Origin of the sequence: Pseudomonas lijiangensis (assembly GCF_018968705.1) — a bacterium.
Taxonomy (GTDB): Bacteria; Pseudomonadota; Gammaproteobacteria; order Pseudomonadales; family Pseudomonadaceae; genus Aquipseudomonas; species Aquipseudomonas lijiangensis.
In genome coordinates, this window is sequence record NZ_CP076668.1 from 5,072,803 (window position 1) to 5,085,710 (window position 12,908).

Below are 12,908 nucleotides of genomic sequence, written 5' to 3' on the forward strand. Positions count from 1 at the left end.
CCATGGGCGAACTGCTCGATGGCATTACCGGCTGGTTGACTGCTAACCCGTCCTGGGTGGCGATAGCGATATTCGTGGTGGCATTCATCGAATGTGTCGCCATTGCCGGGATCGTCGTGCCAGGCACCGTTCTGATGTTCGCCATTGCGGCCCTGGCAGGCAGCGGCATTCTGTCGTTGAGCGAAGTCCTGCTGCTGGGCTTTCTGGGCGGCCTGTTGGGGGATGCGGTGTCGTACTTCATCGGCAAGCACTTCCATCAGAATATCCGCCAGTTGCCGGGCCTGCGTCAGCACCCGGAATGGCTGACGGGTGCAGAAACCTATTTCCATCGCTATGGCATCGCGAGCCTGCTGGTGGGCCGCTTCATCGGCCCGTTGCGCCCGATGCTGCCGATGATTGCCGGCATGTTCGACATGCCCTTCCCGCGCTTTGCCATTGTCAGCATCATCGCCGCCGCTGGCTGGTCGATCGTTTACCTGATGCCGGGCTGGGCTGCGGGCGCCGCCATTCGCCTGCCTTTGCCGGAAGGGTTCTGGAGCGAAGCCGCCTTCGTCGGTGCAGGCCTGGCCATTCTGTTCGGGCTGAGCATCCAGGCCAGCATGCGCAAACAGCGTCATGCGACCAAGGTGATTGCAGGCCTGAGCGTGGTGATGCTGGCGGCCTTGCTGATCGGCTGGCCGTACCTGAACCATTTCGACCAGGGCCTGATGACGCTGGTCCAGGAACATCGCAGCGCGACCGCACAGAATATCGTCCTGCTGGTCACCAGCATTGGCGACTTCAAGGCCCAACTGCTGGCGGCGGCGCTGCTGATCATTGTCCTGCTGATCGCCCGGCAATGGCGCCATGCCGCCTTCGCCCTCGCCACCACGCTGGGCACCGCCGTGGCGAACGGCACGCTCAAGGCCTTCTTTGGTCGCGCCCGACCTGAGGTTCTGCTCGACCCGCTGACCACCTACAGCATGCCCAGCGGACACAGCTCGGCGGCGTTTGCGCTGTTCATGACCCTGGCAGTGCTGGCCGGACGCGGGCAGCCGATCAGACTGCGCCTGAGCTGGCTGCTGCTGGGCGGCGTTCCGGCGCTGGCGATTGCCTTGTCACGGGTTTATCTGGGGGTTCACTGGCCAACGGATATCCTGGCCGGGATGATGCTGGCGTTCTGTATCTGCGCCGCGAGCCTGACCCTGATCCAGCATCAGACGCCATTGCCGGCCATGTCGGCAAAAGTGTGGTGGCTGATCGTGCCGGCCATCACCGGCCTGCTGGGCATCTTTGCGGTCAATGCCCTGGCTCATGCGACGTTGCGGTATCAGTATTGATAGCGGGCTTTCGCATCACTTTGTGGGAGGCAGCTTGCTGGCGACTTCAGCGTACGACGCAGAATATCTGCCAATCTCAGGCATTTTTCGCCAGCAAGCTGCCTCCCACACGTATTGTTTGTGCCTTAACTGATCGGCATTAGAATGGAGCGCGAAATCAGGCCTGCAAGTCGCCCTGCATTTCATCGAGCAACTCCTGGATTGCATCCAGGCGCTCCTCGGGGTCGTCGATTTTCAGCAGTTCGATCTTGTCCTGCTCGGTAAAGGGCAGCAGGTAGGCCAGTTGATTGGCCAGTGATTGCTGACCGCTGGCCTCAAGCCCCATGTTCAGGGAAGCCACCATCGGGTGCTCTCCCAAGGCTTCGAGCAAGGCGACCAGATCGGCGTCCTCCTCCTGCAACGGCCGATCCTGCCGCTCGTCCAGCCACTGGATTTCGGCCAGCAACGACTGGTCCCGCTGCACGGTGGCGTCGGTCACCCGAAAACGCCGTCCGCCGACGACGCGAATCCCCAGCAGGCCGTTTTCCTGCTGCTGGAAGTCGGTGACCAGCGCTTCACAGCCGATCAGCGAATAACCTTCAGGCGCCATGCCGACTTCGCTGCCATGGGTGATGCACACCACGCCGAAGCCCTCTCCCTGTTTCATGCAGCGGCTAACCATGTCCAGATAGCGCGCCTCGAACAACTGCAGGTCGAGCACACAACCGGGAAACAGCACAGCATTGAGTGGAAACAGTGGCAACGTCATAAATAAGTACCCTTAAACAGCCAAAGACACGGCCAACGGCAGAAACAATGCAGTTGCAACACCCATCAGGCTCATTGCCAAGGCAGCAAACGCGCCCGCCTCCTCACCTTCCTGCAAGGCCAGCGAGGTTCCCACCGCATGGGCGGTAAGCCCCAGCGCCATGCCGCGGGCCGCATGATTGTGCACCCGCGCCAATGACAACAGGCCCGGTCCGAAAATGGCACCGAACACACCAGTAATCAAGACGAACACCGCAGCCAGCGCCGCAACGCCACCAATCTGTTCAGCCACCAGCATGGCAATCGGCGAGGTGACCGACTTGGGCGCCATGGTCATCAGGATCATGTGATCAGCACCCAGCAACCAACCCAGGGACAGGCACAGGCCGGTGGCAAAAACACCACCAATCACCAGCGTAGTTAAGGTTGGCCACAACAACTGCCGAATCCGCCGCAGATTCAGATAAAGCGGCACTGCCAGCGCCACCGTGGCCGGCCCCAGGAGAATGCCCAGGATCTCGGTGCTTTTGCGGTACTCGGTGTAATCCAGGCCGCAAGTGAACAGGATGCCGATCACGACCACCATCGAAACCAGCACCGGCTGCAGAAACAGCCAGCGGGTTTTCTCATAAGCGGCCATCGCCAGCTGATAGGCGCCCAGCGTGATGGCGATGCCAAACAGAGGATGATGAATCACCGACATCCAGGCCCCGTGCCAATCCAGGTTCATGGCTGCTCCTGACGGCGCGCCTGACGCTCGATGAGTTTCTGCATCAGCCAGCCGACAAAGGTCAGCGAAACGATCAGCGACAGAAAGAGGGTGCCAAAGATGGCCCAGAAGTCCTCGGCAATGGCAGAGGCATAAACCATCACGCCCACCGCAGGCGGCACCAGCAGCAGCGGCAGGTAACGCAACAGGCTGCTGGCGGCGATGCTGATGGGCTCGCTCACTTCACCGCGCCAGATCAGGTACACGATCATGAAGACCAGCCCGATGATCGGCCCCGGCAGTATCGACAAGAACAGATGATTGAGCGCCGTCCCCAGCAATTGGAACAGCACCAGCCACGTCAGACCCCGTAACAGCATGGGAACTCCAGAAAATAAATGAACCCGGTGAATTCACGGCGCCATTATAAACACGCTGCGTTCAACGCTATGGACAGGTATTCGCCTGCAAGGAGTCACTTGACCAACCGGCAACCCTCTGCTGATCTTGTCACTCGCCCGACAGGGAATGCCCCGCACGGAGTCGGGCATCAAGGTGTAAAACCGAAAGATCAAGGAGAGTGACATGCCTTTTGTACCTGCTACAGAGCTCAAGAACTACATCGGCAAGGAACTGGGACGTTCCGAATGGCTGACCATCGATCAGGAACGCATCAATCTGTTCGCTGAAGCAACCGGCGATTTCCAGTTCATTCATGTCGATCCGGTCAAGGCAGCAAAAACTCCTTTTGGCGGCACCATCGCCCACGGCCTGCTATCGCTCTCGCTGATCCCCAAACTGATGGGCGATCTGCTGGTTATGCCCGAAGGCCTGAAGATGGTGGTCAACTATGGCCTGGACAGCGTGCGTTTCGTCCAGCCAGTGAAGGTCGACTCACGGGTGCGCCTGAAAGTGGAACTCACTGACGTCACGGAGAAAAAACCGGGGCAATGGCTGCTCAAGGCCACGGCCACCATGGAGATCGATGGCCAGGAAAAACCGGCCTTTGTCGCAGAGCCTTTGACCCTGTGCTTTGTGTAATCCCGCTGAAACATGAAACAGTCGTAACAGACTGTTTCACCCCTATTACTCGCTGCGGCATACTCCCACCGGTGTGACACCAATATCTGCTCAAGCAGAGTCACGGACCAACTCTCTTGGGATCTTAAATGCGCGCGCTTGCTCCTCTGGCTCTGACCCTTCTGATCGCTGGCTGCGGCGACAGCGAATCCCTGTTGCCGCCCGATGGCCTGCTGCCCGACGGCGGACGCTACCGTGGCGATCTGGTCAATGGCCGCTTGCAGGGCGAAGGCCGTATCGACTATCCCAATGGCAGTTGGTACGCCGGCCAGTTCGAGAATGGTCTGCGCCATGGTCGCGGCGAATGGCATGCCAGTAACGGCGACATTTACAAAGGCCAGTTCGAACACGGCATGTTTCAAGGTCAGGGCAAGCTGACCACTGCAGGCGGGACGTACGTCGGCGGCTTCAAGCTCGGCCGCCGGGATGGCGAAGGCACCTGGCAGGAAAAAGGCGTGCTCTACAGAGGTCATTTCAAGGACGGTCAATACGATGGTCCCGGACGCCTCGAGATGGAAGACGGCAGCCAGTTCCAGGGCCAGTTCGCCCAGGGCAAACCCAATGGCGAAGGCGTGCGCACCGATGCCAGCGGCAATCAGTTCAGCGGCCCGTTCGTCAACGGTCAGCTCCAGGGTAACGGTAGCTTCGCCAGTGCCGATGGCGATCACTACATCGGCGGCTTTCGCAACAACCTGCTCGACGGCGATGGCCGCTACGAGAACAGCGATGGCGATGTCTGGAACGGCCAGTTCAAGGAAGGGGCGCTGACCGGCCCGGGCGAACTGATCGGATCGGACGGCAGCCGCTACAAAGGCCACTTCAACAATTGGCAGTTTTCCGGCGAAGGCCATCTGCAACTGGCAGATGGCAGCCACTACGTCGGCCAGTTCGCCAATGACACCTACCAAGGCCCCGGCGTGCTGACGTCCGCCGACGGGACCGAACTGCGCGGAGTCTGGGCCAACGGTCAGCGGATTCGCGACGCTCAGGGCAAGTTGCTGCCCGATCCACTGGAAGCCGGCCTGCTCGCCCAGGGCCCGTTACTGGACAAGGCGCTGGCCGCCGTTCCCGCCTCGACACCCGGCCTGGAGCTGTACAGCCTGGTGGTGGCCGGTGACGGCAAGCAGAGCGTGTTCATGCGCGAAGCCGATTACGTCAACAACCTGCTGGCGTCGAGGTTTGGCGCTTCAGGGCAAATCAGCCTGGTCAATCATCGCGATCACATGATCGACCGCACTCTGGCGACCCGCGAATCCATCAGCCGTGCCGCCCAGACCCTGGCGCAACGCAGCGGCCCGGAAGACCTGGTGTTCATTTACCTGACCAGCCATGGCACTCAGGATCATGAACTGGTGCTCGATCAGCCGCGCCTGTCACTGGCGGATCTGCCTGCCGATGCACTGGCCGCAGCACTGGCACCGCTGAAAGACCGCGACAAGATCATCGTGATTTCTTCCTGTTACTCGGGAGGCTTCATCCCCGACCTCAAGGACGAGCGAACCCTGGTCATGACGGCCTCGCGAGCGGACCGTGTATCGTTCGGCTGTTCGGAGGAAGCAGACTTCACTTATTTCGGAGATGCACTATTTGCCAGGGCGCTGGTCGAAACCGATGACCTGCAACAAGCTTTCAACGAGGCAAAAGCGTATGTCGCGCAGCGCGAAATCGAGGATGATTTCGAGGCTTCCGAACCGCAGATATGGGCACCCAAGGGCGTCATTGCCCGCTGGCAACTGTTACGCAAGAATCAGGCAGAACGAGCGCTGAATACGACGTTGAATCGCAAGGAAGCGAAGACCTCCACTAGCCGCTAGGCTATTCAGTATCAAGGGAGAAACACTATGTACTTGACGCCGCAACACATCCTGCTTGCAGGGGCAACCGGACTCACAGGCGAACACTTGCTGGATCGTCTGCTCAACGAACCCACCGTCAGCCGCGTGCTGGCCCCGACCCGTCGCCCATTGGCCGCCCACTCCCGCCTGGAAAACCCGGTGGGCGAACTGCACAGCCTTTTACCCACCCTGGGCGGCAAAGTGGATATCGCGTTCTGCTGCCTGGGCACCACTATCAAACAGGCAGGCTCGCAAGAGGCCTTCCGCGCCATCGACCTGAATATGGTACTGGCCGTGGGTGAACGTGCCCGCGAACTGGGTGCGCGGCATTTTCTGGTGATCAGCGCCATCGGCGCCGATGCCCGGTCCAGCGTGTTCTACAACCGCACCAAGGGTGAAATGGAAGAAGCCCTGCGAGCGCAGGACTGGCCGCAACTGACCATCGCCCGCCCGGCCCTGCTGGTAGGCAACCGCACGGAAACCCGCTGGGCCGAACAGCTCGCCGCACCGATTGCCAAACTGCTGCCCGGCAAATACGGCGCCATCGAAGCCTGCAGCCTGGCTCGCGCCATGTGGCGGCTGGCCCTGGAAGAACAGGATGGTGTGCGGGTTGTGGAGTCGGATGAGTTGCGCAAGTTGGGGAAATGACAACCATTGGTTCGCGAATGAATTCGCTCCCACAAGGGGGAAGTCGCGAAAAAAATCAGAGCCCTCCCTGGGCCTGATAGCCAACCCCCAGCGCAGTCAGCAGAGACAACGGCAACAACAGGGTGTCGAGCAATGCGCTGGCGGGTAAATCCAGGGCCGGGTACTCAGGTGCTTCGGCGCCGAACCGGTCCTTCTCGCAGCAACCGCCTTGCATCGCATACAGATCGAGTCGTGTACCGGCATACACGACAGGCGCGCCCGGCTGAGCCGCATCCAGCGTCCTGACCGTCGCGCAGCCTGTCATGAGCAGCGCGACGGCGATCAGCAGCAGCTTATTCATCACTCCCCATGTGATGCTCACCCCAACGCGGCAACATGTCCTGAGGGATGTTCAACAGGTTGAGGATCCGCGCAACCACGAAATCCACCAGATCGTCGATGGTCTGCGGCTGATGATAGAAGCCGGGAGAGGCAGGCAGGATCACCGCCCCCATGTTCGACAGCTTGAGCATGTTTTCCAGGTGAATGCTGGAGAACGGCGCTTCACGCGGCACCAGAATCAACTGGCGGCGCTCCTTCAAGGTGACATCCGCCGCACGCTCGATCAGGTTGTTGCAGGCACCGCTGGCAATGGCCGACAAAGACCCCGTTGAACACGGCACCACCACCATCGCGCTGGGCGAACCCGAGCCCGAGGCCACCGGCGACATCCAGTCATCGCGGCCATAGACGCGAATCTGCCCGGCCGTCGCGCCGGTGTATTCGGTCAGAAACGCCTGCATCATCGCGGGCTTGGGCGGCAGCCTCACGTCGGTTTCAGTCGCCATCACCAGTTGCGCGGCCTTGGAGATCAGAAAGTGGACTTCCCGGTCTTCACGCACCAGACAATCCAGCAGGCGCAAACCGTACTGGGCGCCCGAAGCACCGGTCATGGCCAGGGTAATGCGCTCGGGCCCGCTCATTTCAGGGCCTCGGCCAGCTTGCCATGCAGGCCGCCAAAGCCACCGTTGCTCATGATCACCACATGAGTACCGGGCTGAGCCTGGCTTTTGACCCGCTCGATGATCCCTTCAAGAGAATCGCTGACGATGGAAGGCACTGTGCATTGCGCAGCGGTCGCGGCCAGGTCCCAGCCCAGATTGGCCGGTGCATACCAGACCACCTGATCAGCCTGCTGCACGCTTTCCGGCAGACCATCGCGGTGCGCGCCAAGCTTCATGGAGTTGGAGCGCGGTTCGATAATGGCGATCACCGGCGCATCGGCAACTTTCTTGCGCAGGCCGTCGAGGGTGGTGGCGATGGCCGTCGGGTGGTGAGCGAAGTCGTCATAGATAGTGATGCCGCGAACCTCTGCGACTTTCTCCATGCGGCGTTTCACGCTCTTGAAAGCACTCAGCGCCTCGACGCCCTGCGCAGGCACCACACCGACGTGTCGCGCTGCCGCCAGGGTCGCCAGGGCATTGGCAACGTTGTGCTGCCCGGTCATGTCCCACTCGACCACGCCTTGAAGCTGCCCCTCGAACAGCACTTCAAAACGCGAGCCGTCTTCACTCAGCAGACGTGCCTGCCACTGGCCGTTCTGGCCTGTGGTTTGTACCGGCGTCCAGCAACCCATTTCAACGACACGCTGCAAGGCAGGCTCGGTGGTCGGGTGAATCACCAGCCCTTCGCTCGGGATGGTACGCACCAGATGGTGGAACTGCCGCTCGATGGCTGGCAGATCAGGGAAGATATCCGCGTGATCGAACTCAAGGTTATTGAGGATCGCGGTACGCGGGCGGTAATGGACGAACTTGGAGCGCTTGTCGAAAAAGGCGCTGTCGTATTCGTCAGCCTCGACCACGAAGAACGGCGTGCCGCCCAGTCGCGCAGACACCGCGAAGTTCTGCGGAATGCCGCCGATCAGGAAGCCCGGGCTCATGCCCGCATGCTCGAGCACCCAGGCCAGCATGCTGCTGGTGGTGGTCTTGCCGTGCGTACCGGCAACGGCCAGTACCCAGCGGCCCTGCAATACATGGTCGGCCAGCCACTGCGGGCCGGAAACATAAGGCAAACCTTTATTCAGCACATACTCGACTGCCGGGTTGCCACGCGACAGCGCATTGCCGACCACCACCAGATCCGGTGCCGGGTCGAGTTGGGCGGGATCATAGCCCTGAGTCAACTCGATGCCCTGAGCCTCCAGCTGGGTGCTCATCGGCGGGTAGACGTTGGCGTCGGAGCCCGTGACGCGATGCCCCAGCTCTTTGGCGAGTACCGCCAGCGAGCCCATGAACGTGCCGCAGATACCAAGGATATGAATATGCATGATGACCTCTTATAACATCCGCGCAGGGTAGCTCAGGACCGCTGAAATGGCACCCGGTCTTTGTCCGGTCGTGCAAAAGCCCGTGCCTGAATTTCATTCCCGAAGCGGGTATAAATGGCCTACTCTTGGCTACTCTCTGCCACAGGTTTGACCACGCTGAATTCCCCACAACAAGAATCAGGAGACTTCACCATGCGTTACGCACATCCCGGTACCGAAGGCGCGCTCATCAACTTCAAGGAACGCTACGGTAACTACATCGGCGGCGAGTTCGTCGCGCCGGTCAAAGGCCAGTACTTCACCAACACCTCGCCTATCACCGGCAAACCCATCGCAGAATTCCCCCGCTCCACCGCAGAAGATATCGACAAGGCGCTGGATGCCGCCCACGCCGCTGCGCCGGGCTGGGGCACGACCTCCGTGCAAGAGCGTTCGCTGACGCTGCTGAAAATTGCAGATCGCATCGAAGCCAACCTCGAAAAACTGGCCATCACCGAAACCTGGGACAACGGCAAGGCCGTTCGTGAAACCCTGAACGCCGACATCCCGCTGGCAGTCGACCATTTCCGCTACTTCGCTGGCGTCCTGCGCGCCCAGGAAGGCAGCGCGGCAGAGATCGACGGCAATACCGTGGCGTATCACATCCACGAACCGCTGGGCGTGGTCGGCCAGATCATCCCGTGGAACTTCCCGATCCTGATGGCCGCCTGGAAACTCGCGCCAGCCCTGGCAGCCGGCAACTGCATCGTGCTCAAGCCCGCCGAGCAAACGCCACTGGGCATCAGCGTACTGGTCGAGCTGATCGGCGACCTGCTGCCACCCGGCGTGCTGAACATCGTCCAGGGTTATGGCCGCGAAGCGGGGGAAGCGCTGGCCAGCAGCAAGCGCATCGCCAAGATCGCCTTTACCGGCTCCACGCCGGTGGGTTCGCACATCATGAAACTGGCGGCGGACAACATCATTCCGTCCACCGTGGAGCTGGGCGGCAAGTCGCCGAACATCTTCTTTGAAGACATCATGAGCGCCGAGCCGGAGTTCATCGAAAAAGCTGCCGAAGGCGTGGTGCTGGCGTTCTTCAACCAGGGCGAAGTCTGCACCTGCCCTTCCCGTGCGCTGGTTCAGGAATCCATCTATCCACAATTCATGGAAGCGGTGCTGAAGAAGGTCCTGAAGATCAAACGCGGCGACCCGCTGGACACCGACACCATGGTCGGCGCGCAGGCCTCACAGCAGCAATTCGACAAGATCCTCTCGTACCTTGAAATTGCCCAGTCCGAAGGCGCCGAGCTGCTGACCGGCGGCAAGGTGGAAAAACTGGAAGGCGATCTGGCGACCGGCTACTACATCCAGCCGACGCTGCTCAAAGGCAACAACAAGATGCGCGTCTTCCAGGAAGAAATCTTCGGCCCGGTGGTCAGCGTCACGACCTTCAAGGACGAAGCCGAAGCACTGGCCATCGCCAACGACACCGAGTTCGGCCTGGGTGCCGGTGTATGGACCCGCGACATCAACCGCGCCTACCGCGTAGGCCGTGCCATCAAGGCCGGTCGTGTCTGGACCAACTGCTACCACCTGTATCCGGCGCATGCGGCGTTCGGTGGTTACAAAAAGTCCGGCGTGGGTCGCGAAACCCATAAAGTGGCGCTGGAGCATTATCAGCAGACCAAAAACCTGCTGGTGAGCTACGACACCAATCCGTTGGGCTTCTTCTGATTGGTTGTTCGTGAATGAATTCACTCCCACAAGAGTGACTGTGGGATTTATCCACACAGCCTGTGTGGGAGCGGATTCATCCGCGAACAGCGCACCAACGCCGGGCATTCTCCCGAATCCCGGCGCCCCACCTTGAAGCAGCACCCGTAAATACCTCCCGCCACACCCCGCAAATTCGCACTTCCATTCACTATGGAGTATTAATTGCTTACATCGCTTCCCACAGTCGCTTGAACCGGAACGTCACCGGTTTGACCGAAAGACTACGTCCGACGCCAACGGCGGGACGTCATGGAGAATCTGTATGGCAAGCTTTTCACAGGCTATCGGTGCGCTGACGTACCGTTTCGACAGCCTCAAGGACGTGATGGCAAAAGCCAGTCCTGCCCGTTCCGGCGATTTTCTGGCCGGGGTTGCAGCGCAAAACGATGGTGAGCGAGTCGCCGCACAAATGGCGCTGGCCAATATTCCCCTCAAGCATTTCCTTGAAGAAGCGCTGATCCCTTACGAAAAAGACGAAGTCACCCGTCTGATTATCGATACCCACGACAAGCTGGCTTTTGCGCCCGTCAGCCACCTGACCGTGGGCGGCTTTCGGGACTGGCTGCTCAGCGACAAGGCCGACGAAACCAGCCTTCGCGCCCTGGCTCCCGGCCTCACGCCGGAGATGGCGGCGGCAGTCTCGAAAATCATGCGCGTGCAGGACCTGGTGCTGGTGGCGCAAAAGATTCGCGTCGTGACGCGCTTTCGCAACACCGTCGGCCTGCGCGGCCGGCTGTCGACACGCCTGCAGCCCAATCACCCGACCGACGAGCCTTCAGGCATTGCGGCCAGCGTGCTGGACGGCCTGCTGTACGGCAACGGCGACGCCATGATCGGCATCAACCCGGCCACCGACAGCACGTCGTCCATCGTCGCCCTGCTGGAAATGCTGGATGCGATCATCCAGCGTTATGAAATCCCGACTCAATCCTGCGTGCTGACCCACGTCACCACGTCCATTGAAGTGATAAACCGTGGCGTACCGGTCGATCTGGTCTTTCAATCCATCACCGGCACCGAAGCCGCCAACGCCAGCTTCGGGATCAACCTGAAACTGCTGCAGGAAGGTTATGACGCAGGCCTGAGCCTCAATCGCGGGACGCTCGGGCAAAACCTGATGTATTTCGAAACCGGCCAAGGCAGCGCTCTGTCGGCCAACGCGCACCATGGCGTCGACCAGCAGACCTGCGAAACCCGCGCCTATGCCGTGGCCCGGCATTTCAATCCGTTTCTGGTCAACACCGTGGTCGGCTTCATTGGCCCGGAATACCTCTACAACGGCAAACAGATCATCCGCGCCGGGCTCGAAGACCACTTCTGCGGCAAGCTGCTGGGCGTGCCCATGGGCTGCGACATCTGCTACACCAACCACGCCGAAGCCGACCAGGACGACATGGACACCCTGCTGACGCTGCTGGGCGTGGCGGGAATCAACTTCATCATGGGCATCCCGGGTTCCGACGACATCATGCTCAATTACCAGACCACCTCCTTCCATGACGCACTCTATGCGCGGCAAAGCCTGGGCTTGCGTCCGGCACCCGAATACGAGGCCTGGCTGGAAAAAATGGGCATCTTCACCCAGGCCGATGGCCATGTGCGCTTTGGCGACAGCCTGCCACCGGCCTTCCGCCATGCTCTGGCGCATCTGGCATGAGTGAAACTTCCATGACCGACGAAACACTCCCCAACCCGTGGCTGGAACTGCGCCGCCTGACTCCGGCGCGTATTGCCCTGGGCCGTACCGGCACCAGCCTGCCCACCAGCGCACAACTGGACTTCCAGTTCGCCCATGCCCAAGCACGGGATGCCGTGCATTTGCCCTTCGATCATGCAGGACTGAGCGCACAACTGGCGGAAAAAGGCCGTGAAACCTTGCTGCTGCACAGCGCCGCTGCCGACCGTAACAGCTACCTGCAACGCCCGGACCTTGGACGACGCCTGAACGACGACTCGGCCAAACAGTTGAAGGATTACGCTGCTGCCCATCCCGGCGGCGTCGATCTGGCCATCGTGGTTGCCGATGGCCTGTCATCGCTGGCCGTGCATCGCCATACCGTACCGTTTCTGGCGCGACTGGAAGAACAGGCCGCCACCGAAGGCTGGACACTGTCTCCCGTGGTTCTGGTGGAGCAAGGCCGTGTCGCCATCGCCGACGAAATCGGCGAGCTGCTGGGGGCGAAGATGGTGGTGATCCTGATCGGCGAACGCCCGGGCCTGAGCTCTCCGGACAGCCTGGGGCTATATTTCACCTATGCGCCCAAGGTTGGCCTGAACGACGCCCATCGCAACTGTATTTCCAATGTGCGACTGGAAGGCCTGAGTTACGCAATGGCGGCTCATCGCCTGCTTTATCTGATGCGTGAAGCCTGCCGGCGACAGGTGTCGGGGGTAAATCTCAAGGATGAAGCCGAATTGAAGACTGTGGAATCGGATGGCGCCGCCGATAACAAGGGTAACTTCCTGCTCGCAGGCCCGGTTGAGCCGCATTAGATTGCGCTTTCTAA

The 12,908-nt window shown here is 60.7% G+C and carries 13 protein-coding genes; 7 read left to right on the top strand and 6 right to left on the bottom strand.

What is annotated here, in order from left to right:
* Nucleotides 1-2: 2 nt before the first annotated feature.
* The gene (locus tag KQP88_RS21310) at nt 3-1,319 is read left to right on the top strand and encodes a bifunctional DedA family/phosphatase PAP2 family protein (protein ID WP_216704112.1); all 1,317 of its coding nucleotides are present in this window, start codon (nt 3-5) and stop codon (nt 1,317-1,319) included.
* Nucleotides 1,320-1,476: 157 nt separating this feature from the next.
* On the opposite strand, the gene KQP88_RS21315 is transcribed toward KQP88_RS21310, so the two are convergent.
* Genes KQP88_RS21315 through KQP88_RS21325 form a run of 3 tightly spaced genes read right to left on the bottom strand, consistent with a single transcriptional unit; the run spans nt 1,477 to nt 3,155 of the window.
* On the bottom strand, nt 1,477-2,067 hold the full coding sequence (locus KQP88_RS21315; protein ID WP_200994488.1) for an LON peptidase substrate-binding domain-containing protein: 591 nt from the start codon (nt 2,065-2,067) through the stop codon (nt 1,477-1,479).
* A 12-nt stretch (nt 2,068-2,079) separates the two neighbouring features.
* A complete protein-coding gene (locus tag KQP88_RS21320) occupies nt 2,080-2,796 on the bottom strand; it encodes an LrgB family protein (protein ID WP_374011506.1) in 717 nt (238 codons plus the stop codon).
* The gene (locus tag KQP88_RS21325; RefSeq protein ID WP_216704113.1) at nt 2,793-3,155 is read right to left on the bottom strand and encodes a CidA/LrgA family protein; all 363 of its coding nucleotides are present in this window, start codon (nt 3,153-3,155) and stop codon (nt 2,793-2,795) included. The genes KQP88_RS21320 and KQP88_RS21325 overlap by 4 nt, the downstream gene beginning before the upstream one ends.
* 205 nt (nt 3,156-3,360) lie before the next feature.
* On the opposite strand from KQP88_RS21325, the gene KQP88_RS21330 reads away from it, so the two are divergent.
* From KQP88_RS21330 to KQP88_RS21340, 3 genes are all read left to right on the top strand, one after another.
* Nucleotides 3,361-3,816 carry a MaoC family dehydratase gene (locus tag KQP88_RS21330; protein WP_216704114.1) on the top strand — a complete coding sequence of 152 codons (456 nt, stop codon included), beginning with the start codon at nt 3,361-3,363 and terminating at the stop codon, nt 3,814-3,816.
* A 128-nt stretch (nt 3,817-3,944) separates the two neighbouring features.
* Nucleotides 3,945-5,669: a C13 family peptidase gene (locus KQP88_RS21335; protein WP_216704115.1), complete on the top strand. Its 1,725-nt coding sequence runs from the start codon at nt 3,945-3,947 to the stop codon at nt 5,667-5,669.
* Between the two features lie 27 nt (nt 5,670-5,696).
* Nucleotides 5,697-6,338: an oxidoreductase gene (locus tag KQP88_RS21340; protein ID WP_216704116.1), complete on the top strand. Its 642-nt coding sequence runs from the start codon at nt 5,697-5,699 to the stop codon at nt 6,336-6,338.
* A 55-nt stretch (nt 6,339-6,393) separates the two neighbouring features.
* Here the strand turns inward: KQP88_RS21340 and KQP88_RS21345 are convergent, their stop codons facing one another.
* Genes KQP88_RS21345 through mpl form a run of 3 tightly spaced genes read right to left on the bottom strand, consistent with a single transcriptional unit; the run spans nt 6,394 to nt 8,646 of the window.
* A complete protein-coding gene (locus KQP88_RS21345; RefSeq protein ID WP_025261985.1) occupies nt 6,394-6,678 on the bottom strand; it encodes a YceK/YidQ family lipoprotein in 285 nt (94 codons plus the stop codon).
* A complete protein-coding gene (gene ubiX, locus KQP88_RS21350) occupies nt 6,671-7,300 on the bottom strand; it encodes a flavin prenyltransferase UbiX (protein ID WP_025261986.1) in 630 nt (209 codons plus the stop codon). The genes KQP88_RS21345 and ubiX overlap by 8 nt, the downstream gene beginning before the upstream one ends.
* Nucleotides 7,297-8,646: a UDP-N-acetylmuramate:L-alanyl-gamma-D-glutamyl-meso-diaminopimelate ligase gene (mpl, locus tag KQP88_RS21355; protein WP_216704117.1), complete on the bottom strand. Its 1,350-nt coding sequence runs from the start codon at nt 8,644-8,646 to the stop codon at nt 7,297-7,299. Before mpl ends, ubiX begins: the two co-directional genes overlap by 4 nt.
* A 192-nt stretch (nt 8,647-8,838) precedes the next feature.
* On the opposite strand from mpl, the gene exaC reads away from it, so the two are divergent.
* The 3 genes from exaC (at nt 8,839) to eutC (ending at nt 12,894) form a co-directional block, all read left to right on the top strand.
* Nucleotides 8,839-10,359 carry an acetaldehyde dehydrogenase ExaC gene (exaC, locus tag KQP88_RS21360; RefSeq protein ID WP_216704118.1) on the top strand — a complete coding sequence of 507 codons (1,521 nt, stop codon included), beginning with the start codon at nt 8,839-8,841 and terminating at the stop codon, nt 10,357-10,359.
* A gap of 304 nt (nt 10,360-10,663) precedes the next feature.
* Nucleotides 10,664-12,058: an ethanolamine ammonia-lyase subunit EutB gene (locus KQP88_RS21365; RefSeq protein WP_216704119.1), complete on the top strand. Its 1,395-nt coding sequence runs from the start codon at nt 10,664-10,666 to the stop codon at nt 12,056-12,058.
* Nucleotides 12,055-12,894, top strand: coding sequence for an ethanolamine ammonia-lyase subunit EutC (eutC, locus tag KQP88_RS21370; protein ID WP_216704120.1), 840 nt, complete (start codon nt 12,055-12,057; stop codon nt 12,892-12,894). Before KQP88_RS21365 ends, eutC begins: the two co-directional genes overlap by 4 nt.
* Nucleotides 12,895-12,908: the final 14 nt, after the last annotated feature.

Coding starts and splice junctions, on each gene's coding strand:
- KQP88_RS21310 (WP_216704112.1), top strand. CDS start 3: ATGGGCGAACTGCTCGATGGCATTACCGGCTGGTTGACTGCTAACCCG.
- KQP88_RS21315 (WP_200994488.1), bottom strand. CDS start 2,067: ATGACGTTGCCACTGTTTCCACTCAATGCTGTGCTGTTTCCCGGTTGT.
- KQP88_RS21320 (WP_374011506.1), bottom strand. CDS start 2,796: ATGAACCTGGATTGGCACGGGGCCTGGATGTCGGTGATTCATCATCCT.
- KQP88_RS21325 (WP_216704113.1), bottom strand. CDS start 3,155: ATGCTGTTACGGGGTCTGACGTGGCTGGTGCTGTTCCAATTGCTGGGG.
- KQP88_RS21330 (WP_216704114.1), top strand. CDS start 3,361: ATGCCTTTTGTACCTGCTACAGAGCTCAAGAACTACATCGGCAAGGAA.
- KQP88_RS21335 (WP_216704115.1), top strand. CDS start 3,945: ATGCGCGCGCTTGCTCCTCTGGCTCTGACCCTTCTGATCGCTGGCTGC.
- KQP88_RS21340 (WP_216704116.1), top strand. CDS start 5,697: ATGTACTTGACGCCGCAACACATCCTGCTTGCAGGGGCAACCGGACTC.
- KQP88_RS21345 (WP_025261985.1), bottom strand. CDS start 6,678: ATGAATAAGCTGCTGCTGATCGCCGTCGCGCTGCTCATGACAGGCTGC.
- ubiX (WP_025261986.1), bottom strand. CDS start 7,300: ATGAGCGGGCCCGAGCGCATTACCCTGGCCATGACCGGTGCTTCGGGC.
- mpl (WP_216704117.1), bottom strand. CDS start 8,646: ATGCATATTCATATCCTTGGTATCTGCGGCACGTTCATGGGCTCGCTG.
- exaC (WP_216704118.1), top strand. CDS start 8,839: ATGCGTTACGCACATCCCGGTACCGAAGGCGCGCTCATCAACTTCAAG.
- KQP88_RS21365 (WP_216704119.1), top strand. CDS start 10,664: ATGGCAAGCTTTTCACAGGCTATCGGTGCGCTGACGTACCGTTTCGAC.
- eutC (WP_216704120.1), top strand. CDS start 12,055: ATGAGTGAAACTTCCATGACCGACGAAACACTCCCCAACCCGTGGCTG.